Origin of the sequence: Azospirillum soli (genome assembly GCF_017876165.1) — a bacterium.
Classification (GTDB): Bacteria; Pseudomonadota; Alphaproteobacteria; order Azospirillales; family Azospirillaceae; genus Azospirillum; species Azospirillum soli.
Map to the genome: position 1 here is coordinate 188,821 of NZ_JAGINQ010000002.1, position 26,351 is coordinate 215,171.

Annotated in this window: 25 protein-coding genes and 2 pseudogenes; 12 read left to right on the forward strand and 15 right to left on the reverse strand. The window is 60.6% G+C overall.

The genetic code is table 11. The annotated features are described in order from the left end of the window. Positions 1-202: 202 nt before the first annotated feature. Positions 203-2,473, reverse strand: coding sequence for an NADP-dependent malic enzyme (locus J2852_RS03870; RefSeq protein ID WP_209871235.1), 2,271 nt, complete (start codon positions 2,471-2,473; stop codon positions 203-205). 574 nt (positions 2,474-3,047) lie between these two features. Then, a complete protein-coding gene (locus J2852_RS03875) occupies positions 3,048-3,794 on the reverse strand; it encodes a creatininase family protein (protein WP_209871238.1) in 747 nt (248 codons plus the stop codon). A gap of 175 nt (positions 3,795-3,969) precedes the next feature. On the opposite strand from J2852_RS03875, the pseudogene J2852_RS03880 reads away from it, so the two are divergent. Both J2852_RS03880 and J2852_RS03885 read left to right on the forward strand, forming a co-directional pair. Beyond that, a pseudogene (locus J2852_RS03880) lies at positions 3,970-4,569 on the forward strand (magnesium chelatase domain-containing protein); the annotation flags it as partial. An 89-nt stretch (positions 4,570-4,658) separates the two neighbouring features. Then, entirely contained in the window at positions 4,659-5,099 is a 441-nt protein-coding gene (locus tag J2852_RS03885) for a hypothetical protein (protein ID WP_209871241.1), read from the forward strand. A 294-nt stretch (positions 5,100-5,393) separates the two neighbouring features. Here the strand turns inward: J2852_RS03885 and J2852_RS03890 are convergent, their stop codons facing one another. After that, the gene (locus J2852_RS03890) at positions 5,394-6,227 is read right to left on the reverse strand and encodes a hypothetical protein (protein WP_209871244.1); all 834 of its coding nucleotides are present in this window, start codon (positions 6,225-6,227) and stop codon (positions 5,394-5,396) included. Positions 6,228-6,724: 497 nt separating this feature from the next. On the opposite strand from J2852_RS03890, the gene J2852_RS03895 reads away from it, so the two are divergent. Continuing rightward, a complete protein-coding gene (locus J2852_RS03895; RefSeq protein ID WP_209871248.1) occupies positions 6,725-7,666 on the forward strand; it encodes an endonuclease/exonuclease/phosphatase family protein in 942 nt (313 codons plus the stop codon). 130 nt (positions 7,667-7,796) lie between these two features. Here the strand turns inward: J2852_RS03895 and J2852_RS03900 are convergent, their stop codons facing one another. After that, positions 7,797-8,768: a hypothetical protein gene (locus tag J2852_RS03900; RefSeq protein WP_246499285.1), complete on the reverse strand. Its 972-nt coding sequence runs from the start codon at positions 8,766-8,768 to the stop codon at positions 7,797-7,799. Between the two features lie 18 nt (positions 8,769-8,786). Next, on the reverse strand, positions 8,787-9,032 hold the full coding sequence (locus J2852_RS03905; protein WP_209871251.1) for a hypothetical protein: 246 nt from the start codon (positions 9,030-9,032) through the stop codon (positions 8,787-8,789). Positions 9,033-9,189: 157 nt separating this feature from the next. Here J2852_RS03905 and J2852_RS03910 point away from each other — a divergent pair, with 157 nt between their 5' ends. Both J2852_RS03910 and J2852_RS03915 read left to right on the forward strand, forming a co-directional pair. Further along, the gene (locus J2852_RS03910) at positions 9,190-9,570 is read left to right on the forward strand and encodes a helix-turn-helix transcriptional regulator (protein WP_209871253.1); all 381 of its coding nucleotides are present in this window, start codon (positions 9,190-9,192) and stop codon (positions 9,568-9,570) included. Between the two features lie 183 nt (positions 9,571-9,753). After that, positions 9,754-10,281: a hypothetical protein gene (locus J2852_RS03915; protein ID WP_209871256.1), complete on the forward strand. Its 528-nt coding sequence runs from the start codon at positions 9,754-9,756 to the stop codon at positions 10,279-10,281. Positions 10,282-10,398: 117 nt separating this feature from the next. Here J2852_RS03915 and J2852_RS03920 read toward each other — a convergent pair whose 3' ends face one another. The 7 genes from J2852_RS03920 to J2852_RS03950 all read right to left on the reverse strand — a co-directional run bounded on the left by J2852_RS03920 (position 10,399) and on the right by J2852_RS03950 (position 16,011). Beyond that, the gene (locus J2852_RS03920; RefSeq protein WP_209871259.1) at positions 10,399-11,133 is read right to left on the reverse strand and encodes a hypothetical protein; all 735 of its coding nucleotides are present in this window, start codon (positions 11,131-11,133) and stop codon (positions 10,399-10,401) included. A 134-nt stretch (positions 11,134-11,267) separates the two neighbouring features. Continuing rightward, positions 11,268-11,840: a hypothetical protein gene (locus J2852_RS03925; protein ID WP_209871263.1), complete on the reverse strand. Its 573-nt coding sequence runs from the start codon at positions 11,838-11,840 to the stop codon at positions 11,268-11,270. Positions 11,841-12,099: 259 nt separating this feature from the next. Beyond that, positions 12,100-13,068 carry a hypothetical protein gene (locus tag J2852_RS03930; RefSeq protein ID WP_209871267.1) on the reverse strand — a complete coding sequence of 323 codons (969 nt, stop codon included), beginning with the start codon at positions 13,066-13,068 and terminating at the stop codon, positions 12,100-12,102. A 119-nt stretch (positions 13,069-13,187) separates the two neighbouring features. Continuing rightward, on the reverse strand, positions 13,188-13,781 hold the full coding sequence (locus J2852_RS03935; RefSeq protein WP_209871270.1) for an SLATT domain-containing protein: 594 nt from the start codon (positions 13,779-13,781) through the stop codon (positions 13,188-13,190). Next, positions 13,756-14,643 (reverse strand): SMODS domain-containing nucleotidyltransferase, encoded by an 888-nt coding sequence (locus tag J2852_RS03940; protein ID WP_209871273.1) that lies wholly within the window; start codon positions 14,641-14,643, stop codon positions 13,756-13,758. The genes J2852_RS03935 and J2852_RS03940 overlap by 26 nt, the downstream gene beginning before the upstream one ends. A 186-nt stretch (positions 14,644-14,829) precedes the next feature. Beyond that, positions 14,830-15,036: a hypothetical protein gene (locus J2852_RS03945; RefSeq protein WP_209871276.1), complete on the reverse strand. Its 207-nt coding sequence runs from the start codon at positions 15,034-15,036 to the stop codon at positions 14,830-14,832. A gap of 438 nt (positions 15,037-15,474) precedes the next feature. Then, positions 15,475-16,011: a hypothetical protein gene (locus J2852_RS03950; RefSeq protein ID WP_209871281.1), complete on the reverse strand. Its 537-nt coding sequence runs from the start codon at positions 16,009-16,011 to the stop codon at positions 15,475-15,477. Positions 16,012-17,231: 1,220 nt separating this feature from the next. On the opposite strand from J2852_RS03950, the gene J2852_RS03955 reads away from it, so the two are divergent. Further along, complete coding sequence (locus J2852_RS03955) at positions 17,232-17,687, forward strand: hypothetical protein (protein ID WP_209871283.1); 456 nt, start codon at positions 17,232-17,234, stop codon at positions 17,685-17,687. 5 nt (positions 17,688-17,692) lie between these two features. Here J2852_RS03955 and J2852_RS03960 read toward each other — a convergent pair whose 3' ends face one another. Further along, positions 17,693-17,965, reverse strand: a complete 273-nt coding sequence (locus tag J2852_RS03960; RefSeq protein ID WP_209871286.1) for a DUF6471 domain-containing protein — start codon at positions 17,963-17,965, stop codon at positions 17,693-17,695. 111 nt (positions 17,966-18,076) lie between these two features. On the opposite strand from J2852_RS03960, the pseudogene J2852_RS03965 reads away from it, so the two are divergent. The 6 genes and pseudogenes from J2852_RS03965 to J2852_RS03990 all read left to right on the forward strand — a co-directional run. After that, positions 18,077-19,033, forward strand: a pseudogene (locus J2852_RS03965) (IS1595 family transposase); the annotation flags it as partial. Positions 19,034-19,377: 344 nt separating this feature from the next. Continuing rightward, positions 19,378-20,499, forward strand: a complete 1,122-nt coding sequence (mblB, locus tag J2852_RS03970; RefSeq protein WP_209871290.1) for an anti-phage 6A-MBL system MBL-fold protein — start codon at positions 19,378-19,380, stop codon at positions 20,497-20,499. Beyond that, positions 20,492-22,852, forward strand: a complete 2,361-nt coding sequence (gene cap2-3, locus J2852_RS03975) for an anti-phage 6A-MBL system cap2_3 protein (RefSeq protein ID WP_209871293.1) — start codon at positions 20,492-20,494, stop codon at positions 22,850-22,852. The genes mblB and cap2-3 overlap by 8 nt, the downstream gene beginning before the upstream one ends. Next, positions 22,849-23,559, forward strand: coding sequence for a hypothetical protein (locus J2852_RS03980; protein ID WP_209871296.1), 711 nt, complete (start codon positions 22,849-22,851; stop codon positions 23,557-23,559). The genes cap2-3 and J2852_RS03980 overlap by 4 nt, the downstream gene beginning before the upstream one ends. A 21-nt stretch (positions 23,560-23,580) precedes the next feature. Further along, a complete protein-coding gene (locus tag J2852_RS03985) occupies positions 23,581-24,309 on the forward strand; it encodes a hypothetical protein (RefSeq protein ID WP_209871298.1) in 729 nt (242 codons plus the stop codon). Positions 24,310-24,365: 56 nt separating this feature from the next. Next, positions 24,366-25,190 (forward strand): hypothetical protein, encoded by an 825-nt coding sequence (locus J2852_RS03990; RefSeq protein WP_209871301.1) that lies wholly within the window; start codon positions 24,366-24,368, stop codon positions 25,188-25,190. A 9-nt stretch (positions 25,191-25,199) separates the two neighbouring features. Here J2852_RS03990 and J2852_RS03995 read toward each other — a convergent pair whose 3' ends face one another. Continuing rightward, positions 25,200-25,658, reverse strand: coding sequence for a hypothetical protein (locus J2852_RS03995; protein ID WP_209871303.1), 459 nt, complete (start codon positions 25,656-25,658; stop codon positions 25,200-25,202). Next, positions 25,655-26,131 carry a hypothetical protein gene (locus J2852_RS04000; protein WP_209871306.1) on the reverse strand — a complete coding sequence of 159 codons (477 nt, stop codon included), beginning with the start codon at positions 26,129-26,131 and terminating at the stop codon, positions 25,655-25,657. Before J2852_RS04000 ends, J2852_RS03995 begins: the two co-directional genes overlap by 4 nt. Positions 26,132-26,351: the final 220 nt, after the last annotated feature.

Genomic DNA, 26,351 nt, shown 5'->3' on the forward strand with positions numbered 1-26,351 from the left:
TCATGGCGCCAGAGATAAGCGGATTCGGTCAACAACATTGTTGCGCCAATCCTGTAATATTCAGGATCGGACGTTGTTGCGGAATTGAAATGACAAGAAATATTTAAGAGCTTTGCTCGCCCAATGCATACACTTGCATTCATTCGTTACTGGGGGAACGTCCCCTTCCCCGCAGCGACACGGGGAAGGGGACAGGTTCTTCTTACCAGGGCAGCGAGTCGTGCGCGGCCAACGCTGCCGCCGTGACGAGGTCGCCGACGGCGGAGCCCATCGTGACGATCTGCACCGGCTTGTCGAGGCCGATCAGCAGGGGGCCGATCATCTGGCCGCCGGCCATCTTGCTCAGCAGCTTGGCGGAGATGTTGGCCGAGTGCAGGCCCGGCATGATCAGCACGTTGGCCGGACCCGACAGGCGGGAGAACGGGTAGACGCGCTTCATCAGCTGGTAGTCGAGCGCGACGTCCGCCGACATCTCGCCATCATACTCAAAATCCACGCGTCGGCTGTCGAGGATCGACACCGCCTCGCGCAGCGGGTCCGTGTTGGGATGCGGGTTCTGTCCGAAGTTCGAGAAGGACAGCAGCGCCACGCGTGGCTCGTGCCCCATCTGGCGCGCCTTGGCCGCCGCACCGATGGCGATGTCGGCCAGCGTCTGGCCGTCCGGGCGGACGTGCACGGTGGTGTCGGCGATGAAGACCGTGCGGTTGCGCGTCAGGAAGACGTGCAGGCCGAATACTGTCTCGTTCGCCTTGGCGTCGATGACGCGGCGGATCTCCTCAAAGGCCACGCCGAAGGTGCGGGTGACGCCCGTCACCATGGCGTGCGCGTCGCCCTGCGCCACCATCAGGGCGGCGAAGACGTTGCGGTCTTGGTTGACCATGCGCTGGCAGTCGCGCAACAGGGCGCCCTTGCGCTGAAGGCGGCGGTAGAGGAAATCGGTGTAGCGCCGGTTCGCGTCGGACACGCGGGCGTTGTGGATTTCCAGCGAAACGCCGGGCTGACCCATGGCGGCCAGCTGCTCCTTGATGATCGCCTCGCGGCCGATCAGCACCGGGGTGCCGAAGCCGGCGGCGCGGAAGGCGAGCGCTGCGCGGATGGTCCGTTCCTCCTCGCCCTCGGCGAAGACGACGCGGCGCGGGTTGGCGCGGACCTTCTCCAGGATCAGCTCAAGGCTGTCGGCGGTCGGGTCGAGGCGGGTGCGCAGAGTCGCCCTGTAGCCCGTCATGTCCACGATGGGCTTGCGCGCCACGCCCGATTCCATGGCGGCCTGGGCCACGGCGGCGGGCACCGTCACGATCAGGCGCGGGTCGAAGGGCACGGGGATGATGTATTCCGGCCCGTAGCGCAGGCGGCGGCCGGAATAGGCGGCGTCCACCTCGTCCGGCACGTCCTCGCGGGCGAGTGCGGCCAGCGCCTTGGCGGCGGCGACCTTCATCGCCTCGTTGATCGTGGTCGCGCGGACGTCGAGCGCGCCGCGGAACAGGTAGGGAAAGCCCAGGACGTTGTTGACCTGGTTCGGGTAGTCGGAGCGGCCGGTGGCGACGATGGCGTCGCTGCGCACGGCCTTCACCTCCTCCGGTGTGATCTCCGGGTCGGGGTTGGCCAGCGCGAAGATGATCGGCTTGGCCGCCATCGACTTGACCATCTCCTGGGTCATGGCGCCCTTGGCCGACAGGCCGACGAACACGTCGGAGCCGGCGACGGCCTCCTCAAGCGTGCGCCGGTCGGTGTCCACCGCGAAGGCGGACTTCCACTGGTTCATGCCCTCGGTCCGGCCGCGATAGACGACGCCCTTGGTGTCGCACAGGATGATGTTCTCGCGCGGCACGCCCATGACGGTGAACAGCTCGGCGCAGGCGATGCCCGCCGCACCGGCGCCGTTCACCACCATCTTCACGTCCTTGATGTTGCGCCCGGTGATGTCGCAGGCGTTGATCAGGCCGGCGGCGGCGATGATCGCGGTGCCGTGCTGGTCGTCGTGGAAGACGGGGATGTCCAGCAGCTCGCGCAGCCGTTCCTCGATGATGAAGCAGTCCGGGGCCTTGATGTCCTCAAGGTTGATGCCGCCGAAGCTGGGGCCGAGGAAGCGCACGCAGTTGACGAACTCGTCCACGTTCTTGGTGTCGACCTCCAGGTCGATGCCGTCCACGTCGGCGAAGCGCTTGAACAGGACGGCCTTGCCCTCCATCACCGGCTTGCCGGCCAGCGCGCCGAGGTCGCCCAGGCCCAGAACCGCCGTGCCGTTGGAGATGATCGCGACGATGTTGCCCTTGGCCGTGTAGTCGTAGGCCAGCGACGGATCCTCGGCGATGCGCAGGCAGGGAACCGCCACGCCGGGCGAGTAGGCCAGCGACAGGTCGCGCTGGGTGGTCAGCGGCTTGGTCGGCGTGATCTCCAGCTTGCCCGGCCGGCCGGAGGAGTGCAGCAGAAGGGCTTCTTCGTCGGTGACGCGCTTGGTATCGGGTTCGGCCATGGGAGTTCGCATCCTGAGGAAAGCTGATGCGCCGGTCTTTTTCTGAAGGGGTGCCGGCGGCAGGGCGGCGATGTTAGCCCGCTCCGCCGCTCCCCGCCAGCGTGCGATGGCGGTTCGGAGACGGAATCGTGCGATTTTTTTGTCAAAGACGATATATTAGATTACAAAGGCATCATATTTGGACCGCATCTGACTTGCGTTCATCGCATGACCGGGGTGGCCGCTGTCGGCACGCCATGGTGCCGCGTTGCGCGGATTGTGCAGGGGCGCGGATCTGCACAATGGCGAAAATCCGCCGTTCGCAAAGATAAATCAGCGGGTTGCGACGATTTGTTCGCAAACGTCCATTGTGCATCGGCTGCACAACCAATCGTGCGCGAATGGATGCGCAAGCTGCATGGCTTCAACACAGTTTCAGGGAATGCTGCGTGGGGTCATGCAGGCACGGTCCGGCCGTCGATGCGTCGAAGCCTAGCAGAGAATGACAAACGAAGGGTGAACCGGCCGGGACTGCGGCCTTATAGTGCGAGATGGGCCGAGCGCTCGCCCGGCCCACCCTGCCCACGCGGCGTCGTTACGCCTCGTCCATGAAGGACTTGTACTGGCGGGCGATGGCGCTGACCGCGACTTCGGTCAGGCGCTGGCCGTGCTCCGGGCTGGCGAGGCCGGGGGCGGAGCCGATTCGGCCGTCCGGGTAGCGGCTGCGGAAATTCCGCGCGTCGTAGAAGCTGCCGGCCGGGGCGGTTTCCGGATCCATGGCCGCCGTCTTGATCGCCTCCGGATAGGCGTACTGGGTTACCGACACCTCGCTGGGCGTGCCGTGGGAGCCTTCCCTGGCGCCGAACAGCTCCTTGGACAGGCGGCCGACGTCGGCATTTTCCCACCAGTTCACCAGCGTGCAGCGCAGGTCGGGGGCGTCCTTGCCCTTCAGCGCGCGCTGTTCGGCGTAGATCTCGTAGAAGGCGGCGCGGACGGTCGGGATGTTGCCGCCGTGGCCGTTGATGAAGAAGAAGCGCTCGAACCCATGCTCGGCCAGCGACGACACGTAGTCGCGCAGCAGCGCCAGCAGGGTGGAGGGCTTCAGCGTCATGGAGCCGGGGAACTCCATGTGGTGCACGGCCATGCCCACGGGGATCGTCGGGCCGACTATGGCGCCGGTCGCCTCGCCCACCCGGCGCGCGATGAACTCCGCGCAGATGGCGTCGGTGCCGATCAGCCCGTTCGGCCCGTGCTGCTCGGTGGAGCCGATGGGCATGATGATGCCCTTGGACGTCTTCAAATAGGCCTCGGCCTCGGCCCAGGTGCTGAGAAGAAGCTGCACGGTCCCTGTCCCTCTTGTTTGGTGTGCGGGAGAGAGTTTAGGGCAGATCGCCCCGGTTCCGACACGCGTTCAACGGGATGCTCCCCGCGGTTTTTGGCCCGCCCGCCCGCACCGCTGGCATATCCTCTGGGCATCGCATACAGTCGCGTGCATCTCGAATCGGGTGGCGTTCGGCATGGTTGCGCGGATCAAGACGGTGGCGTTCCAGGGCATCGAGGTTCTGGACATCGACGTTCAGGTGCAGATGTCCGGCGGCATCGTCGCCTTCACGGTGGTCGGCCTGCCCGACAAGGCGGTGGCGGAAAGCCGGGAACGGGTGCGCGCCGCCCTGCACGCGCTGGGCCTCGCCCTACCGGCCAAGCGCATCACAGTGAATCTGGCACCGGCCGACGTGCTCAAAGAGGGAAGCCACTTCGATCTGCCCATCGCGCTGGCCCTGCTGACCGTCATGGGCGTGCTGCCCGACATCGAGATGCAGCGCTACTGCGCGCTGGGGGAACTGGCGCTGGACGGAGCGCTGACACCGGTGGCGGGGGTGCTGCCGGCGGCGATTAACGCGCTGGCGCAGGACCGTGGGCTGATCTGCCCGGAAGGGTGTGGCGGGGAAGCCGCCTGGGCGGGCGATGGTCTGGACGTGATCGCGCCTGCAAATTTGCTTAGCCTAATCAATCACTTCAAGGGTACGCAGGTCCTCACCCGGCCAAAGCCCCGCATCCGGGAAGACGACGAGGGCGCGCGTCTCGACCTTCGCGACGTGAAGGGCAACGAGACGGCGGCATGGTGGCGCAGACGCACCCAGCAAGTTGGTGAGGGCGAGCCGGCCCCGCTGTAGCCTGATCCGGATCGATTCCGGAGATATGGCCGATGACGTCCCACGCAATCACTACGCTCGTTGACCGTCGGCGCACCATCATGCGCGAGATGGAAGTGCTTCAGGCCGAACTGAAGGACCACGAAAAGGCCATCGAGCACCTCGACGAGACGATTCGGCTTCTCGATCCCCACTACCCCCTGGATGGGCTCGCGCCGAAGCGCCCTTACAAGGAGGATCAGATCTTCCGTCCAGGGGAGGCATCCGTGATGGCCCTCGACGTGCTCCGGGAGAACCGCCGCCCGATGAGCACGACCGAGATCACCCAGGCCATTCTGCAGAAGAAAGGCTCTCCGCAGGTGACCCGCCATCAGTTCGAGACCCTGAACCGAAAGGTCAGCGCACGACTAAATTCAAAGTTCCGCATCGGCATGCTGCGCAAAAATGGCCGTGTCCAGGGAAGCAATCGTTCTGTGATCTGGGAGCTTGTGTAAAGGGAACATGAAAAAATATTCGCAGATCGGAAGCTGTGGTCGATGCAGGCACAATGGAGAGAGTTTCTGGCGGCCTCGAACGATCACTGATCATCGATCGAGCAGGTGCATGTTGGCTGGTATAGTGCCAATTCACTAATTGAAACCGGATTGTAGCGTCCAGATTTGCGATCACTTTTGCCTGACACTCATCAATCCACTACAATGAACAAATGTATATGGCGACCCGTGCAAAGCGTTGAGCAATCGTCGTCGCCATCAATAATCTGGAGCGCCTCTCCGACATCAATAACTTCATTTTCGCGGGCGTTTTGGTCCACTTTTAGGGCCATTTTTCGGCTTTCTTTTGGCTGGCCTTTTGAGCCATTGATAGAATCCATACAAGGCGGCTCCAATTGGTACAATCATAGCGGCCCAAAGCGACTGCAAATTGCCGAGCGGTTTAGTCACCTCTTCGAGAAACTCTCCGACACGCTCCAACGGAGAAACTTCGACGAGGATTTTTCGTTCCAGCACTCTATGGAATCGTGGAAGGCCTGAAGTATGTCCAGGCACCATTGCAAGAACCGTCAATGTCAAGTAATGCTCACCACGTTTGAGTGGTGTAATGCGCCAAGCCCAGTCCGCCTCGCCAGTGACTCCAAACTCACGCAGCTGCTGCCCCTTTGGTTCAATATCGAAAACTTTACCTCCGCTTAGCTCCGCTGCCATCACCATCTCGGTTCGCACTTTAGCAACAATAGACTTATATTCAACATCAGGACGCCCTTCCGCCAACAAAGCCCGTTCGATTTCTATTGCAGGCACATTAACGCTGAGCCTAGCTCGAGCATCGTGTTGGTCATCTTTGTTTAACTTGGGAGGAACTATGAAAACGAGATCAGCCGTATGAGGCTCTACACTGGATGATTCAACAGAATTTGGCGGAGGCGCTCTATCAACTGTAACATTCAAAATCAAGGCCGATACAAGCCAAACATTAACAAGCGAGGATGCAGCGATAATCGCCAAGAGAGGCCTAACCTGCAGAGCAGGAAATATCCATATTAATATGTAGCGTGCGAGGATCGTAATCGCAACATACGTGAAAAACGACGCTAATATTAAAATAATTGCAGCGCCAGACATTGAGCCCTCCGTAAAAATCGCTCATTATGGATTACGGACTTCCAGTCCATTTCCGCTTTCTTGAATATGATCAAGGAGCAATATAAGGAAATAAATATAATGGGCTAGATCAAACGGGTATTGGTATCTGAACTTTGGAAGGAGATCGGTGGCCCGCCAATTTTCTGACCACTTGATGAATCCGCGAATTTCGCCCAGAATGGTCCGCCATAAACTTCCTCGAAGCAGCTTTGAACTGATTATGTGTTGGGGCCGAGGTTCGCCTGAGGATCAACCAACCAACCTGGGCATGTCTAATCAGCGAATACGCGTTTTCGACCGCAGGCCACCTTGATTTTCAGGAGCGCCTGAAAAACAGGGCGTAACACACGATTGCATTCATAGAGAATTACTCTTTATTACTTGTTGGTAATTGTTACCTCCCGGTTGCTTGAAGCATCCTCCCTAAGGCGCGCTCAATCTTCAGAGCGTGTGGCACAACATCGGGGGGATACACGATGCGTCTTCCACTTCGAGCAACGCTTGTCGCCCTGGCTTTGCTGTCCGCATGCGCGCAGCAACCTGAACCGCCCTCGGCATCCCCAACGGCACCCCAGCCGGAAGCGGCGGCGCGGATCGCCCGCACGGCACCGGCGCTCACCCTCGCCACCTGGAACCTGGAGTGGCTAACCACTCGACAGCAGGGTCTTCCTTCCAACGTCCGCCCGCGCCCCGCCGCAGCGTTCGACGCACTCCAGCGGTACGCGGCCCAGCTCAACGGCGACATCGTGGCCTTCCAGGAGGTCGATGGTGCGGAGAACGCGGCGCGTGTCTTCAATCCCAGCCACTACAAGATCGAGATCGCTGACGAGCGGGATGTCCAGCGCGTCGGATTCGCGATCCGGAATGGCCTCTCCTACACGCGCAATCCCGATGTGGTCGGGCTCGATCCAACCGGCTCACTGCGCCGTGGGGTCGATGTGACGGTCAACCTGAACGGCCAACCCCTCCGACTCTTGGCGGTGCATCTGAAGTCCGGATGCTTCGACGCACCGATCACGAGCGCGGCCGACGCCTGCCGCTCGTTGAGCCGCCAGCTTCCGGTGCTGCGCACCTGGATCGCCGAACGGACGCGGGAAGGCATACCGTTCGCGATCCTCGGTGACTTCAACCGCCGATTCGAGCCCACGCCTCAGGGTCAGCCGGACCCGGCTTGGGTGGCGATCGGTGCGCCGCAGGCCCAACTCGTCCGCGTGACCGAGGGCCGGCGTTCGGAGTGCTGGGGCGGCGAGTATCCGAAGTACATCGACCACATCGTCCTCAGCCCCAAGGCGGCATCGCTGGTCGGGGCGCAGACCTTCCGCCAGCTTGTCTATTCGGAGAGCGGGCCGCGTGCTAAGGAACTGCTGTCCGACCATTGCCCGATCTCGGTCCAGCTTCAGCCGCAACCGACCTCGTGAACGACCGGCGTGGCCGAATCCGCCGCCGTCCACAAGAATGGCCCTGCCGAAACGGCAGGGCCTTTACAAGCCCCCAAGCGCCCGGCTGGGGTACACCGCCGCACAGCGCCCAGGGGTCATCATGGATACCCTATTGGTGCCGGACGAAATAGGAAACGGTCCCGCCGCGCAGCACCACCGGGTAGCCCAGCAGTGCTGGGTTTCCGGACTCGTCGTGCAGGTAAGCCATCGTCCCCGGAGCGACGTAGATCGCCGTCCACGCTGGTAAGCGCGCGGACAGCTTGCGCAGCACCTCCATGTCCGGGAAGGCGGCACGGCGTGTCTCCTGGAACGGCCGGCGGTCGATAAAGGACGGCGAAATGCCCGTCAGCCCTTCGGTCCGGACGTAGGTCCACGCGGGATAGCCGCCGAGTAGCGTCGGCGCCGTCCCCTCAACGGGCGGCAACGGCATGGACACCTGATACTGGCACGTCACCTTCGGCTCGTCGCATTCGCCGCCACGAATGCGCCAGATGGTTTGCGTGGTGGTGTAGCGCGTGGTTATCAAGCCGCCGTCCGGCCGATGGGCGGTGAACGGACGCTGGTCCTTCTCCAGCCGATAGCCCGAAGGCAGCGCGACCTCAGCCAGCACGGCCGTCAGCTCGCGCTGCACCAACTCGTCCAGCTTCCGCCGGGCCTCCTCCGCCGTGCCGGCTTCCTCGCGCGGCATCCAGACCAGCAGCCGCGTGTATCGGGACGCGTCTTCCGGGGTGGGGCCGGCGAAGAAGAGGGTGGCGAAGCCAAGGGCGCCAGCCGCTGCCGATGTGAACCCGGGAGGCGGACTCAGGTAGTTCAGTCCGCCGAACACGGCGGCGCTGGGCAAGGTCGAACCGCCTCCCGGGGCCGCGGTGTCCTTCGGTGCGTCGGCATCCCTCAGCCCGAGCAGGTCGGCCGCCCTGACAAGCTGCAGCGCCTCCGACTCCCGCGCGTCGCGTGCCCGCAACGCCGGCCCTTCGTTCCCGCGGGTCACGCACCCCGCCAAACCGGCCGCGGCGGCCGAGAGCGCGAGCACGCTCATCCGCAACCGCATGGTCCTGATCGGACGCCTGATGATCGCCGCCAAGGGGTCAACCACGGCCGGTCAATGGAACAGACTGTCCGAGCTCATCGCCTGTATGCGGGCGCCGGGGCTCATGTGGTGGCGAGGCGCTCCCGACACCGGGGTGTGCCAGATCACCTCGTCGTCATCGTCGTCCTGGTCGGCTTCGACCCGCTGCGTCTGTCGGCTCGAAGGGACCGACGTGGGAAGCCCATCGCGATTGATCTTCGGCGCCAGGCCAAACAGGACGAACACGAACGCCAGAAGAATCCAAAACTCGATGGTCATGCCAAGGACTCCCTCACCGTGCCGCGCGGCGGCCACCCGCGGGGGCGGCATCGAATTACGGAATCTCCCGCCGCGCCTGCAAGATCATACAGATTACGCGCGATTTCTGTAAGGTCTTTGGTGGTCAAGGCGCAGGCCGGCGGCGACACTCCCGCCGATGAGTGATGACCTGAAACTGCGCATTGGGCGGCGGGTGCGCGCGCTCAGGGAGCGGCGGGGGCTGACGCAGGAGCAGCTTGCCGAGGGCATCGACCGCAGCGTGGAGACCGTCGGCAACATCGAGCGCGGTCAAACGCTCGTGGCCGTCGACACGCTGGAACGCATCGCCCGGTTCCTGGGCGCGCCGATCTCAGATTTCTTCGATGACGGTTTCACTATCACGCCGGCCAGGGCCGACGTTGAAGCCCGCATCCGGGACGCCGTTCGGGGGCTTTCCGATTTGGAAGCGGAGGTGGCGCTTCATCTGATCGAAGGGCTTCACCTTCTGCATCGCAAGGGTTCCGGGAGGCAGCGGGTGCAGGACGACCGCCAACGGTAGCTGCGGTGTTTGTGACCGCAAGGCCAGGAACGCGGCGTTCAGCGTGCAGACCAGTCGTTCAGGACGCCGGTGCCGGGCGGTTGCAGGGACCGGATCTGCCGCAGCACGCAAACGTTGGGCCGAGCCCCTCGCCCCGGCGCCGTTGGAAGGGTAAAAAAAGCCGGTAATCAAGGCGGAGCCGTCATGTCCAACTTTCTCGAGACCCTCGTCGCCGAGTGGTTCGAGTTTTCCGGCTACTTCGTTCGCCGGAACGTCCTCGTGGGCCCGCGCCCAAACGGCGGCCACGACTGCGAGCTCGATGTTGTCGCCTACCACCCGGGCAAGCGCAGGCTGGTCCACGTCGAGCCCTCCATGGACAGCAACAGCTGGGCCAAGCGCGAGGAGCGGTATGCGAAGAAGTTCGAAGCCGGGCGACGCCACATCCCCCGGCTGTTCGCTGGGATGGACCTACCCGAGGACATCGAGCAAGTGGCGCTTCTCGTTTATGGCTCGACGGCCAACCGGCGGACCATCGGCGGCGGTCGTATCGTCCCGATGGTCGAGTTCATGGCCGAGATCCGCATCGCGCTCTCGGGCCGGGCAATCGAGCACGCAGCAGTGCCGGAGGTGTTCCCGACGATCCGGGCGCTCCAGTTCGCCGCCCATTACTGGAACGTGGCCCCGATCGTTCCGTCGGCTTCCACCGTCCCCGTAGGGGCGCCCGTAACCTGATTGGGGTCGGGCTGCGTTCTGATCGCCGCCCTGCATCGAGCCCAAGACGCGGCATCAAGACGGAGCGGCAACACGGCTAAGGCTGCCTGAGCATCGAGAGCACGATCGCCTACCCGATCAGGCGTATTTTCTCTCGCTCAGGCTCGCGGCCTGCCGGTCCAGCCAACTGCTGTTGGACCAGGCGTTCAGGACCGAGTCCGGAATCGCCCACCAGTGCCAGCTTCCTTCATGGTCAAGAGGACGGCGCCACCGAGCAGAACGCTCCCGCCAGTCGTAGCAGCGTTCAAGCACGCCTCCGCGGATGCAGTAGGTCCTGGCAATGCCCCATCGCGTCACCCGGAGAACGTATTCATGGCGCCCCTCCACAAAGCCGTGGGCGCATGCGAATTTCGCGCCGCGGGATCTGAGTTCAAGGATGCTGGCGACGAGGTTTCGCCGGACCGGAGTCGCGTCAACCCACACCTTACGGAGCACGGAATCGTGCGGCCGGGTGGACGCGATCCAGGCCACGGCCCCCGCCAGGCGATGGTTGCCATTCGCACACGTGACGGCGCCGCCGATGCAGGAAAGCTTCAGCATTCCCGTCGCTCCGTCGGCGGGGAAATCCTTATCCATGATGTCGCCGTCGAAATAGTCGAAGACGCCATGGGTCCAGCCGCGGCCGTGAACCCCCTTGTTGACGATCGTCCGCCAAGTGTCCCGGTTCCCCAGAAGTTTGTCCGCCCTGCCCAGCGCGACCACAGCCTGGATTGGAACATCGATGCAGCCGCAAAGCACAGGGGCACCAGGATGGTGCACGAGTTCCCGAAATGCCCCTAGGCTGAATGGCTCCGGAGAGTAGCTGTCGAGCATGACCTCCGTGTCCAATAACGAGACCCGGCACTCACGCATGCGCTCGCGGATCAGGGCAATGGGGGTGGGAGATGGATAGGGTGCTGGCATGCTTTGGTCCGTAGGTTTGGGCGTGCGACGAACGGCATTCCGCATCAGGTGGGCTCCAAGACCATGCGCTGACCTTTTCGGTCCGGCCGGACCATCCGTATCTCGGCGGGGCCATGATATCCGCCGAGGAGCATGAGGCCACCGTCACCGGTGCGGTATCTCACCTCCTTAAGGGCGGAGGGCTGGATTACGATGGCCGCTGTAGCATGCTTGCCGACGTTGCGGAGCCAAACGTTCGGGGTCGGAAAGCCGGAGAAGGCGTAGGTGGCTTTCCGGCCGCCAAGTCCCACCGCATCCAATCTGCCCGCCGATGGGCGGATATGGACCCAACCGGGCTTGCCGCCCGGAAGGCTGGCACCGTCACGAGCCATTTTCAGTGCCTGCGCTGGTGTCGTGAAATGGACGACCGGCTGCTTCATGACGACTTCCGACATCTCCTTGCTCATCCGCCGTGGCCAGTATTTGGAAACTTCAAAAGCAACCATCAGCAAAAAAGGAAAAACCAAAAATTTCCAGGACCAACCGAAGAACGCGACAATCGCCACGCACAGGATAAAACCCGCCTCACTCTTCCCTGGCGATGTGCAAACGAGCGCAATCCATTTCGAAATTCGCATGGCTGGAAACTCCATTATTATTGGAAAACCGAGAGCAACAAAGCAGCATCAACCTAACCACCAGGGTTGGGGAGGGGCCGGAACTTCACCGGCATCGACACCATAGGTCGCCGGTTCACACGTAGGTGTGGTTAGCGGACCGAAGAATCGAACAGAGGAAGACGTCAAAACCATTTACATCTACCGCCATTGTTTCATGACAAATCAACCTTATCGGATATGAGCAAGCCAGTTCTCGACACGTTCAGAGCTCAGAATTCTATATGCCTTTACAATACTTTTCATCAACTTTAGGTTCTATTCTTCCCTCTGGGCGCAATTGAGGTGGCTGTTCTTCAACCCAACCACCCGCAGCAAGTCGATTGCGCAACATATGAAAGTGATGGTACCCATAAACGATGGCAAGTTTTTTCTCTTTATTGTTAATAATCCCTTGAAGAAGAAAATTATCACGCGCCGAAAAAACGGCCTCGCACCACTCATTGTCGGTCAGATCTGATGAAAGAGAGGCAACCTCTGGAGAGCTTTTTCCCAAATCCCTTCTCACCCATCGCGCCATATCCATACCCGGCCAATGAACAGGCTGACGAAGCACATCAATGCGTAAGCGATGGCGGAATAATTCATTGTACCAAATGGTGTTGAATTTATCCGCTACGCTAGGACGCGCATCAAGCGCATCTGTGTCTTCATAAAAAAAGACGTATCCATCGGCTAACAACCGCGATACCTCGCTATTAAGCGATCTATAATACTCTAGATCGGCGATGTGCTGCTGACCGATGAAGACCAGCTGCTGATAACCGTTCTCTGTGCTACGGGAATACTTAACGGACACGAAAGCATATTTTTTCGTTATGTCAACCTCCATGTCATCCGGTCGTTCCGAGAGCGCGTAATCTGCTACAACAATCAGGACGGCTGCCACAGACGAGAACGACATGAGCATCGCAGGGACGAGGCACACCGATTCCAGGTATTTGTATCGGCTCATAAAAAAAAGAACCGCAGCGATAAATGCAATGCAAGCTGTCAGTCCAAAATATAGCTGCCATGGCTCCCAATTGTTTTCTATCAATACCCCGCTCGCGACAGCGCCGGGCATTGCAAAAACAAATCCACGAAGCTCTTTGACAACGAATGCCATTATCATAACAAGTACAACACAAAGGAATGCTAGAACGAATTTTTGCGCCATCGATAGTTTAACGGACTTTTGTTGGAGCATTTTTACCCACCTTTTTTCCTGTATGCTATGAGAAATAGAATACTGGCGTCAGCATTGCCACACACAAAACAGTCAATATGCGCTCTTCCTGATAAGCGATTGACCTCCCAAGCTCTCTATTATTTGCGCTGACGTCCCGCTTTCCGGAGGGCCTGAGGGAGAAATTTGTCAATTTCTTCCTCGGAGAAGGTAAGCTCATCAGCTTGCTTTAAACCTTTCTGCGCCTTCTTATAAGAAGAAGCGTCCGTCGGTGGGGCCGTGTTGTAGATTGCCCCCAAACGATCTTGCAACTCATCACGCCGCCGGCGAGCGTCATCAATGGAAATCGTTCGCATTGCCAAATCGGTGATGAGCGAGAGATAGCTTTCCCGAACTGTCCACAACTCCGCAGCGGCTCCCCGATGCTTCTGGGCGCTTGCTGAAGGATCAAGATTCTTCAGATAAGCGTTGAGGGCTGTCAGGGTTGCAGAAAGCAGCGCCGTGACCATCGGAGCCCAATCCTTGACCACAAGGGCTGTTACGGCGCCAGCCGTAACGAGTGCGGAAAGGCTAATCTGCAGCACTTTAGCGGCGTTGGCCTTGTTTCGGTCTGATTCGGCAGCCTTTTCGTGTGTCTTATGACTGTAAATGACTCGGCCATAAAGTTCACGCACTTGCTGCTCCAGCAGGTCGTACGCAGCCTCCTCGTCAGGGCGTGGGGTAACTTGTTCCATAGATCTCTCGCCACCGTGTCCGTGCGGTCCAAATATAGTTGTCCGAAGCAGCCTTTATTGCTTCAAGCGATTTATTGTAAGCGGTTTTTGCTTTGTGAGTAAAGTTTCCTCGACTCCACACATATTGATTAGAGCCAGGCGCTCGCCAATAGAGCTGCTCACCGTTCAAAGACATTAGGTACGCAAAAAAATCCCGACTCATCCAGTCATAATATAGATACGATTTATCTCGATACTCCCACGACCCAATAAACTGGTAAGCAAGCGTGTCAATAAGCAACCCAGATAGCGGAACGCTGCAATAATCTCTCCAGGATCGCGCCATGTGGCAGAGTTCCCGAAGGTTCCAATTGCAACTCTTATCACGGTCCGAGATGGCTTGTATTTCTGCGCGTGGGTTGGTAACCTTCCAAGAACCCCCATTGTTAGAGTCTGGATAGGTAAAGCTTGTTCCATCCTGATTCAGGAATGCAGGAACCACTTCAACCTTCATGCCATCCGAAAAGCTAACAACTACGACTTGCCCATCACCGCCAACAGATGTATTGGCGTAGGTGTTCAGGATGGAATTTCGAACAGCCTGCAACAGAGCTGATTGCCCGTTTCCTTGATACTTATCATATTGATGGTAAACTGCGTTGGGCAACTCGTAGAGAAGGTCCACATCGGATAGTCCACTGATTGCGGTGCCGCGCCCGTATGAACCGACATACAAGCTGTTTGCAGTATCCGATACTGCCGAGCGGAAGTCCAGATTGAGACGACGGGTTATTCGTCCGCAACGATCTGATATCGTTGTCCTTTCTTCGCTACCAATGCGTATGCTGTCACAAAAGAACTTAAAATCTTCGCCAACGCCCATGGTCAAGCACCTTTTGTGGTTATAATGCTCATGATTGTTTACTTGTTGATTTTGCGGCGGATATTGCCCCAATCTTACCAAGCTTGATCTAGATTTATTCCTTGCCTTATATGGTCTGACGTTCTCGGTACTCGTTATCCGCACGGACAGGAAGGGGATACCGAGATGAAGTTCTGGGATCTTACTTCACCGGGGTTTCGTGCCGTAGGGGCGCTGGTTGACCGGCTTGAGGCTGATCCCCTCCTGCGTCGCCTTGCTCTGCACAGCTTCAGGGGTGCGCCCCAGCTTCAGGCCCATGACGCGGGTCGGGGTGTTCCCCTTCGCCAAGTCGCGGAGTTGATCCACTTGCTGGTCGGTCCACGGCTGCCCGTGGTGTTTCGGCTGCTTTGCCATTGATCATACCTTTGGTGATGAGACAAACGGGGACTCAAGCCGGCCAACCTAGCCGGGTTTGAAGCGCGCAACCTGTTTCGCGATCAGGCGGGGGGACGGGGTGAGTGGAACTCACCCCGTCAGCCTTATGCGTCCACCAGGAAGCAAAAAGCTCGCCTGCCATAAGCAGCGGCGTAGATCCTACGGCCCTTCACGGTAATGAAAGGCCGGCAAATCCACACTTTGCCGGGCGGCGCCTCGGGCAGATCGCTCACGCGACCCTCCTCTAGGACGGGTGGTAAGCGCTATTTTCCCTTGCCCCCCAAGCACCTTCGGCATAATTCTCGTGATGCGACCCACGGGATTGCTGAAGGGGCGGGACGGTCGCGTCAGAAGCGCTCGAACCAACGCAACGGCATCTCGTTGACGGCCAAGCAAGGGCAACCTTGCTTGGCCGTTTCAGTCTTCGAATTCTCCTTCCGTCCGGGTCATCTGGTCCAGCAGCGGATCATCGCTGTAGACGCCGACGCCAGTGCTCATGACGCGGTACATGCCACGCCCGACGCGGCGGAGATCGCCGCGACGGTACAGGTAATAGAGCACGTTGTGCAGCGCCTTCGCATCGACGGGGCCGGACTGCTTTTCCAACTCCTTCTTGACCTCCGTCACCGACCATTCTCGCTGGTCGGTTTGACGGAAAAGACGCACGACGTTGTCAAAAACAGCGCCGCCCCGCGGAGCCGATGCCGGCTGGCCTCCCTTCACCTCGGAGAGGCGCGTCAGATACGCAGCGCGTCGACCCGCCGGGATGAGTTCAATCAGATGGCTGACAAGCTGCGCGAGGTCAGACTGCCTTCTCTCTGCGAAAGCGATCTCCTCCTGCGCGCGCTCGATGTCGGCGCGAGCCTGGGCCAGATCATCCAACGCCTTGCCGAGCGCAGCCTCATAGGGGCTGACGGGCTCGTTCAGCGTCGTATTCTGTGGGGCTCCCGACATGCCTGACAACTCCACTCAGCAAGTCAGCCTTAGATGTGACTCCGTTCCTTGCGACGGTCAAGCCCCTTGAGTCGAGAAAGAGGAGTCGTTGGAATCGGTTAGGGTGTGCGGCGTCTTTTGCCGAAGATTGTTCGCGCGTCGAGTTCAGGAATCCTTGCACATCTTGGCAACGATGCCAGCAGGTCCGTCAGCGTACATTCGCTAAGAAACAAGCGCAGCGTTGCGACGGCACGCACCATTCATTGCGATCTCAAAACGATGGTTCTTTTAAAACGGCGAGGGAAAAGCCGTGGGCGTTCTTTCCCGTCTCCATTCCCGTTCCTTTCGACGTTCCAAAACCGTTCCCTTCGACGTCTCAAAACCGTTCCCAAAACCGTTCCAATATCCGTCGCGGCGGCGTGCCATTCAATGTGGCAATCGCCGTCCTGGCCCCATGCGAACGGCGTTCGCCACGGCCGCACTTTTTCCATCCCTTGTTCATTCCGAACACTGTATCGGATAGTATCCCATTGACTGTCTCTAAGACGTGGCATTTCCTATACCCGCATAGGTACAATACCCATGACGGAGCGGCGCTCGCTAACAGTGAAATTTGCAAAAATCAGGCTCTCATAAGCCTTTGCAGATTACGTCATTGAGGGTGAGCGCGGCGCTGACGATTGAAAAATTGCGGGATATGCCCGAAGATTCGGCTTAACAAACGCCGTTTCTGCTGTTTCAATTGCTAAGCGCAGTCAGAATCCGCCACGCACCGTGAGCGGTGCGCACCCTGATTTCCTTACATATAGGAGAGGCGGCATGTAGCCGAGCCGGAGCGCAGCAGCGCCTCATGGAGGCAGATGGGCCAGCCGTACCACCGGCCAGCCCTCGCCCGACCTCAACCAAGCGGTAAGGTCCGATACGCGTCAGTTACGTAATCGGAACAATCGCTGAACACACCTGCCGTGTCAAGTCTACGGCTTGACGCGCCGAGGAGGTATTTGTTCCGTGTCCAAAATAATCCGTGCCAATCCAGTACTCGTCGGAATGATTCGTTGCGCGGCATGGCGTAAGGGATGGCAGCCGACCAGAACAGCCGAGTTCTTCGGGGTCAGTGTTTCGTGGGCCTCCAAACTGGCAAACCCAGGGAAATACCCGTTTATCGCGTGGCAGGGGCCGATCGAGTTCGACGACTCGGATCGCGCCGGCACGCTTGTGCGCGTCGCCGCATGGAGGCGGTCATGAGCGCCGAGCCGCCAAAGCTACGGGAGGTGGCGGACGAGCTGCGCCAAGCCAGCACATTCCTAGCGGGCATGGCCGCCGGGATCGACTATGCCGCCAACTATTCTGCGGGCGACACGCCTCCGGCCAGCGAGCCCTCACCGCCGCCGCGCAGCGAATACCGCTCACAGCGACAACCGACGCAACGGCCGATTCTGGATCTCATGCGCGACCTCGGCGAGCCGATCACAGTCAGCGAGCTGATGCGGACCTTGAGGTCCCATGGCCTCGATCCCCTACGTCCAACGGTGATTCAGGTGATGCAGCGCCTCGTCCGCCGTGGCCTCGCCAAGCAGATCGGTCACCGGTACCAACTCATTCGGGCCGATGGTGATCAAACCGAGGTGGTGTCCGAACTCTCGGCGTTTTTGCCGCAGGGCTTACCGCGCCCCAGCGGCACCAATTCGGAGGGCTGAGCATGTCAGGTTTTGGTATCCTGCGGTCGGTGCTCCGCCACCTGAGCGAGCCACTCTGGCCGTTCGTCGAGCGCCGCCATCACCTGCAGCAAGAATGCAGCCGTGAACCCCTTACGGTTGATCCTGTTCGCCAGGGAAACCCGGTCCATCTCCAGCCCGGCGGCGCTCAGCCGCCGGGCAAGCTCCGGGTAGTCGACGCCCTTAGCGCGCATGGCCTCCTTCAGATAGTTGACCACCGCCTCCCGCCAGGCATCCTCGGGAAGGGTACTGAGATCCACGCTTGGCCTCCTGAGCAAGTCCGAACGTCATCGAAATCGATGACGTTCGGACTTGGAACGGAACGAGAACGACGGTATAACGTCATCGAAATCGATGACGCCAACTGCCCGATGCCGCTGCACTTCCTGAAAACGGCCAAGGCCCGCACCCTCTCGGTCAAGCGCGTGATGCGCATGACCGAGGAGGAGGCCGTCGCCGAATTTCAGAAGCTGCGATGGCCCGACACCAATGGTGAGCCGGTCTGCCCCCATTGCGACTGCCCGCGCTGCTACAACATCCGGACTCGCAAGATCTTCAAGTGCTCGGCCTGCCGCAAGACCTTCTCGGTGACCTCGGGCACGATCTTTCATTCCGCCAAGCTCGAACTCCGCGACTACCTGGGCGTGATCGCCCTGTTCGTGAACGCGGTGAAGGGCATTTCGGCGCTGCAGATCTCACGCGATATCGGTATCTCCTACAAAGCCGCCTTCGTGCTGCTGCACAAGCTGCGCGAATCGATAGACCACGCCCGCAACGGGCTGAAACTCGGCGGCGAGGTGGAGATCGACGGCGCCTACTACGGCGGCCATGTGCGCCCGCCGAACACCGGCCGTGAAGGCAAGCGTCCCGACGCAAAGACCGCAAAGACCCGCAAACAGTGCGTGCTGACCATGGTTGCGCGCGGCGGGGCGACCGTGCCAGTCGTCGTCCGATCGGAGAACACCGAAGAGGTGCTGGCCGCCACCGCGAAGCATCTGCTTCCGGACACCAAGGTCTATGCCGACGAGCATGGCTCCTACGACGCGCTGCACGCCCGCTACGAGATGCACCGGATCAATCATCGCCTGAAGTACGCCGAGGGCGATGTCTCGACCAACCAGGCCGAGTCGTTCCATTCGCGCATGCGCCGCGGGGAGATCGGCCAGTATCACCGGATCAGTGGCCGGCTGCTGCATCGCTACGCCTTCGAGATGGCGTACCGGTCCGACCGACGGCGTGTCGACAACGGTGCGACCTATACGGAACTGGGGCAAATGGCTTTGTCGCATCCAGTGTCCCGGGAATGGAAGGGGTATTGGCAGAAGAGGGCGCCGGGGATTGACAAGCCGCCGGGTGTGTCCGGTGGGGCTGCGGCGACGGGTGGCGCTTGCTGAATTTTGTATGCGCCGCGCAGCCGACACATACGAATGTATGATACGTACACGATATGTTGTGCCGTTCTTACGTCTCTAGACTCAACATCTTGCGGCCGGCCCAGGTTGCTGCTATGTTCCGCGCCAAGGTGGTAGGACCACCGCGGTCGATTTTTCCGGGCTCACGGACTGTGTGGCCCGGCAGGTTGAAATCAGGGGCCGGCCCTAATTCGGGCCTTTGACCGTCCCGCCGAAACCTGAGACCGAACTGGCTTTTTAATCGAATGGAGCGAGCAACCATGGCCGCCCACAAGGTGAGCTTTTTCGCATCGGGCAACGGCGACAGCGTGCTGCTGGAGGCTGGTGGCACGACGATCATGACCGACATCCACTACTGCAAGGGAAACGCCGATCCGAACGACGACGAGAAGCCGGACTTTGCGCCGAAAATCCGTGAAGCCTGCACGGACAACAAACTCGACCTGTTTGTGCTGACCCATCCCGATAAGGACCATGTGCGCGGCGCCGGCGACATCTTCCATCTCGGCAAGCCTGAGGATTGGGACGAGGACCCCGACGAGGGCGATCCCCTGATTCTCATCAAGGAGATCTGGTGCAGCCCGTACGCGGCCAACGGCGCTTACGAAACCGACGAATCGAAGCCGCTGCTGAAGGAGATCAAGCGGCGCAAGGAGCTGATGGGCACCGAGGAGGGCAAGAAGGACGGCAATCGCCTCGCCATCCGCAGCGTCGACGACGAGGAGGTGAGCGGAACGATCGGCAACGCCCAGTGGCGGGTCCTCGCGCCCACCAAAGCGGAAGCGGACATCCCGGAGCCCAAGGAGGGCGAGGAGCGGGAGAGTTGCAACCGCACCAGCCTCGGCATCCAGTGGACGGTCAACGTCTGGGGCGGGGCGAACAAGATCCTCCTGCTCGGCGACGCCACGGTGGACGTCCTGGAACGCATTCATGACGAGATCTTCACCGAAGACCCGAATGCGCTGGACTGGCACATTCTCCTCGCCCCGCATCATTGTTCGCGGCGCTCCATCGGGCGCGTCTCGAACCCCAACAAGGACGAGGAGTTCGAGGAGTCGAAAAAGGCGCTCGACGCCCTCGGACGCCAGCAGGGCAACGGTTTCATCGTGTCGTCCAGCCGCAAGTTCGGACGGGGGGCCACGCCGCCGAGCACGCACGCCCGCAACCGGTATCACAAGATCCTGGCGCGCACCGACGATCTCAAGAAGGTCACCGAGGAGGACCGCAAGCGCTTCCTGGTCACCGGCGGCGACTCGAAGAATGCGCCCGAGCACGTGGTGTTCGACCTGACGATCCTCGGCCCGTCCCTCCGAGCCGAAACCAAGGCCGTCGCCGCGCCGGCGGTCGCCTCCTCGGTCGGCCGGGGTGGGGGCTATGGCTGACGCCTGGCTGAAGCTCGCCCCGGAGGCGTGGCCGGCGGCCGCCCGCTACGAAATCGCCGGAATCGAGCGCGTCGACGGCGTGGTGAGCGGCACGGCGGAGGTGTGGCGCGCCGAAGCGGACGCGGAGGCGCCGTGGGGGCGTTTCCACATCCGCTTCGGCATGGCCGCCCCGGGCCTGCCGGAGCCGGTCGTGTCCTTCCAGAACCCCGAGCCCATCATCCTGGCTTGGTCCGATGCGGGGCAGGTTGGGCGCATGGCCCCGGTGGTTCTGAGCGGGCGTGACGACTTTCCGCGCGACCTTAAGCATCTCAACCCGTTTCCGGAGGGCTGGCCGGCCAGCTTCTGCCTTTCCCTGGCCGGGCTAAACGACATCTACCAGCGTTTCGGCATTGTCGGCGTCGTCCAACGCTTGCGGCAATGGCTGGTCGATGCGGCGGCCGGGTCGCTGGACGCCGACGGCTGGCACCCCGTGCCCCTGGCGTCGTTGCCGCAGGGCCGCCGCGCCGTCGCGCTCCTGGTCGATCCGGCCTTTGTCCAGGAACTGGCCGCCGGAGGAGCGGCAGATGGCTTCGTGGCCGGCGTGGCGCGTGGAACCGAGCACTGGACCTATGCGATTCCGGCCGTGCATGCGGTGGAGGGAGGGCGCGGCTGTCCTTCTCCGCTGGCCGAAGCCCGAAGTCGTTACATCGAGGACGAGCGTCAGGCCGGCCTGCGGTGCGAGCATTTTCCCTGGGCGCTCGTGTGGAACCACGAGGCGACGGAAGCGCCGACCTTCGGCTACGTGGAAAAGCTCGGCGACCTGCTGGAGCGGCTCGCGCCGGTTGGCCTGCGCGAGCGGGCGACGGCGGCCATCGTGAGCGTCGAGGCCCAGAACGTCGTGCGCCGGATCAAAAACCATGACAAGGCAATGCTGTTGCTGGTCGCCATCCGGCGTCCGCGCCCGCTGATGCCGGGCATGCAGGGGCTGTCCTCCGACCCACTCGCCCGCTCCTACGAGCTTGCTGCTTATCTGATCACGGGGCCCACGGAGCGTGGCATGGCCGACGAAGCCAACGCGGTGATCCAGTGTGCGCCCAGGTCGTGGGCCAGCCCGGCTGTCTTCCGTCACACCAGTGGCGTGCCCCCGCTGGCCGGCGTGGCGGTCTTCGGCGCCGGCGCGCTGGGCAGCGCCCTAGTCGACCTCGGCCTGCGGGCGGGCCTCGACGACCTCAGCGTTTTCGACAAGGACTTCATCGAGCCCCACAACCTTGCCCGCCACGGCGCCCTCTTCGCCGACATCGGCAGTCCCAAGGCCAAATGGGCGGAAGGCTTCGCCAAGGCCCTCGGTCCCGTTGCCGCCGAGGGCGCTCCGGATCTCCTCGGCCGTAAAGCTGAATTTTGGGTGCGCGGGCACACTCTCGACGTGATCAGCGCGACGGACGAAGAGCTGAAGTCGAAGTTGACCTCCGCCCGGGTGCTGGTCGACGCGACGGCCAACGCCTTGGTCCGGTCGCGACTGTGCGCCTTGACGCCGGCCCGTCGGGTGATACGGGCGGAGATCTTCGACCAAGGGCGCCTTGGGGTATTGTGCGTGGGGGCCGCCACGCACAATCCGGACCCCTTTGACCTCTACCATGTGCTCTGCACGCTGTACGGCCGCGACGATGCCGTGAAGGAATGGCTCCGGAATGAGCACGCCGGCCAGGTTGGACTCGAAGAGATGATCGTGGGCTTCGGCTGCGCGTCGACCACGGTGCGCTTGCCGAAGTGGGCGGTGGACCTGCACGCTACGGCGTTCATGCCCTCGCTGGTCGACGCGATGCGTGCCGAAGGCGCGGTTCCGGGAGCTGGGGTCGGCATCAACGCCTTGAACGACCGGCTGCAGCCACGCGGCTGGCGTTGGTACGACGTGCCGGCTTTCCATGAGTTTGTCAGGCCCGATATCGGCTGGTCCGTGCGCGTCCATCCCGAGGCGCTGGAACGGATCCGCACCCTGCGCGGCGCCGCGCTTCCAGCCGAGACCGGTGGCTACCTGTTCGGCGGCTGGGACCGTGATCTGAAGCGCGTGACCGTGGTCGCGGTGACGCCGGCGCCGCCGGGGACCTCCGGCACGGCATCGGACCTCGCTTTGGCGAGCGTGGACCAGTGCCCGACGGCGGCGGCGCTGCTGCGCCGGAGCGCCGGACGGCTCCACCTCGTCGGCACGTGGCACAGCCACCCGGATGGCTGCCCCAGGCCCTCGGGCAAGGATGTGGTCACCATGTCGGCAATGGCGGCGGACAACCGAATCATCGGCATGCCCACTCTGATGCTCATCCAGGCCGACGGCCCGTGGCCGGCGATTGCCCTTTCCTGTGGTGGTGACGACCAATGAAGTACGAACTCACGGCGCGCCAAGTTCCAGCGCTTTTCACGTTGCTTCCCGCCGCCCTCGCCTTGGCCGCCGCCGGGCCCGAGCAATGGAAGTCCGTGCAGTCCCTGCTGACCATCGCGACCGCCGTTGGTGCCCAGATCGTCTTGGCGAAGTTCGCCCGGTATGTCGGCCAGCGGCAGCAGGACCGGATGTGGGCGAAGTGGGGAGGGAACCCGACCGCGCTGTTGCTCCGGCACACCGACACCACGTTCGCCGTGCCGACGAAGGAACGCTACCGCGCGTTCCTGGCCGGGGTACTCGGACACCCGATGCCGAGCGCCGAGGAGGAACGCCGCGACCCACGGGGGGCCATGCAGGTTTACGAAAGCGCCATCGACTATCTGCGGAGCGCCACGCGGTCGGCGAAGGACTATCCGCTCGTGCTGACCGAGAACATCAACTACGGCTTGGCGCGCAACCTGTACGGCCTCAAGCCCTACGGCATTCTGATCTGCCTGCTTTCCCTTGTCGCGATCGCCTGGCGCGGGCTGCCCGACCCAGCGTGTGGCACGAGCGAACCGACGGCGTTGATGCTGGTGGCTGGTGGGTCGGTCGGCATCATGCTGGCCGGCTGGATTTTCTGGGTTGGCGAGGCGTGGGTGCAGCGATGCTCGACCAGCTATGCAAAGGCTCTGCTTGAGACTACAGAACACCTCCGACGTCAATGAAAAGGTTCGAGGCCATACAGAATGAATATTTATTCGTTTTTTCGGCGATTATCACGAGCAGGACGACGCGCTTCAGGGTCGCTGACGGATACCACTGCATGGGTCGACTTCAATGGCGATGATTTGATCGACCTTTCTTTTGAGGAATTACGAATAGATCACGCTCGCCTGCGAAATTGCCGTCTTCCACGACCGCCTTTGTGGAGCGAAATCTACGACGCACTGCTGTTTACGTCGGACAACTACATACCAGTGGGGGTCACTGGCCCATTCATAAGGGGGAGTATCCCTGGAGAATTTGGTAAATGCTTGTTCTTCGCAACAATGACCAAAGCTATCCTCGACCTTCTTACCAATAGCCCAAGTGGGCTTGCCGTAGGCGGCATCGCGCTTGGTATTCGAGGGCGAGCAGACGGGCACTACTTCATGCCTCCCGACGTCAAGTCTCCGAACCTTTTGACGGGAGGCTTTCATGCGTGGGCTGGCGTCGAGCATGAAGGCACTCCATATTTAATAGACCTTTCTTATCATTGGTTTCACCGGGGGGCCAAACCCGGCGCGGAATGCTGTGGGCCGAAACGATTTTTTGTGACAACGGAAGAGCGCCTCAAACAAAATCGGATTTACTATAATACAGATGCTGGCCTTACTCAATTTATCAAAGATACGTACTCAATGGAAAGCTTGGCAGACCCTCTTTGTGACTGCGTGGCTTATATGCGGGATGTGCTAATGAAGCTTAATAACTAATTTCGATAACTATCCCGAAGAATGCGCGCTAGCTACACCACCGTCAAGAGGAAGTGATGTCTACAAAAGTCTCTCGAATTGCGGCCTTTTCGTCAATGGTCATTCTGTTCACATACATGTACTACATGAGGGATGTGGTTGATTTTATTGCTAAAATTTCTGTGTTCGATGAAATATCCGCCAATATAACGGCTGCTATCATAATGGTTATATTTGTATGTGTGATGGAATACTACACCGCTCCGAATAAATTTCTAAAAAACAAAAGGGTTCTTGCGGCATTTGATGGGGCGTGGCTGCTTGTGGCTGCGGTCGGAATTGTAATCACATCTGCAAAATCAGAAAATGATCTAAAATACAAGCTTGCTGTGACGCAGGCCATGGAAAGCTCCCATCTTGCTCTGCATAACTCTATGCATGCTGACCGTGACTATCAGAAGGTACATGCATCGCACTGCGGGCCGAGCGTGCGAAACTCCACTAATGCAGAGCTTTGCTCGTTGCTGAAAAAGTTTGAAGAGAAAATAACCAATCTGCGACCTATCAATACCCAAGAGCTTGCATCACTCGAATATTATGCGACAAGTCTGGCTGATGCTGAATTTTCCATTTTCTTCAGGGCTCTTAAAGAGGCGTCTGAAGCGGAAGCCAAGTATAACAATCTTTTATCATCAGACATGCACCCAACTCATGATGTTAGAATGCTTGCGTGGTGGTTTGCGGTGATAATTGTTCTTGGATTACGTTTTGTTAAAACTCTCAATGATTTTCATACCACGTCAGCAAAAGACCCTTCAGAGAACAAGACGGCAGGTGCCTCAGGTTATGGAATTCCTGGATGCACGATGTGCAAGTCATGTCTCCTCAGAACATACTGCTGATCGCTTACATCAGACATCAACCAAAGCCCAGACGGTGCATGCGGGCCGCCCCATGCCGCCGCCCTGCGTTCGCCCAACCTTCCGCACCACCCCGTCATTCGCGCGCGCGGAGAGCACTGAGTGAAGCCGTCTGGCAACGTTCCTCCGCTCCGCCACAGTTAACTTGGCTATCCCCTTGCGGGCCAGTATTCGGTTGATGATATCGGAGGTGCTCAAGGCTGTATCGGATTCGCGGAGGATATCCGCCGCAAGCAAGGGGATTTCCCCTGGCTGAAAGAGTACTTCGTCTAGAGCGCGAACAGCCTCATCCGCCGCCGACCATTCGAACTCCGGAGAGAGCAGCAGGATGGTCGCCTCGACATGATCGATAGCGGTCTCACATCGGCGAGCCTCGATCTGAAGCGTTGCAAGATCGCGCAGCAGCTCGCGACGTTGCGCAACCAGGATGGCAATGGTCTCTTCGGTCATTCGCAGCCTTTCCCGCTATATCTCCGTCTCGCATCCAGGCCTTCACCGGTCCAGACCCAGCTCATGGAACCGGCCGCACCCTTGGCGTGCTTTCTCAATCGTCCCCTGCGCGCGACATCCCCACGCTGCAAAAACCACTTCAGCACGGCAAAAACGGCCCTCGAAAGCCGCTTCCGATCTTCTCGACTCAGGCGAGGATGGCCCCGCTCCTCCAGGATCACGTCGATGATCTCCACCGTGCATACTGGGCATTTTGCTTGGCGGAGGACCTTCTGTACGGTCGGGGAGATGTCTCCATACCGGAACACCGCAGCATAGGGCACGATCCCGCCGGCTTCCTCACCGTCCATTTCAAAGCCAGGGGCAAGCATTATGATGGTCGCTTCGACGTGCCTCACCTTGGCCAAGCACTGCTCTGCCATCTCGCGCAGCTCCGTGAGGCGGCCGACCAACTCGCGGCGGCGCTCCAGCATCGTCTCCAGGGACATTTCGCTGGAAGGGACTGACAGTGAGGTGGTTTGTTTCGCCGCGCCCGTACGCTCTCGCTTAACGTAGGGTTTGCGGTGGGAGCTACCCGGCATGACGTGACGCGACCACACCTACGGGGCAGAATTGGCCGCACCAATCCGTGGCATCCGTTTCCGGCCACACCGCGCGGAGGTCAGGTTCTTCACCCAGGGATGAGATGATCGT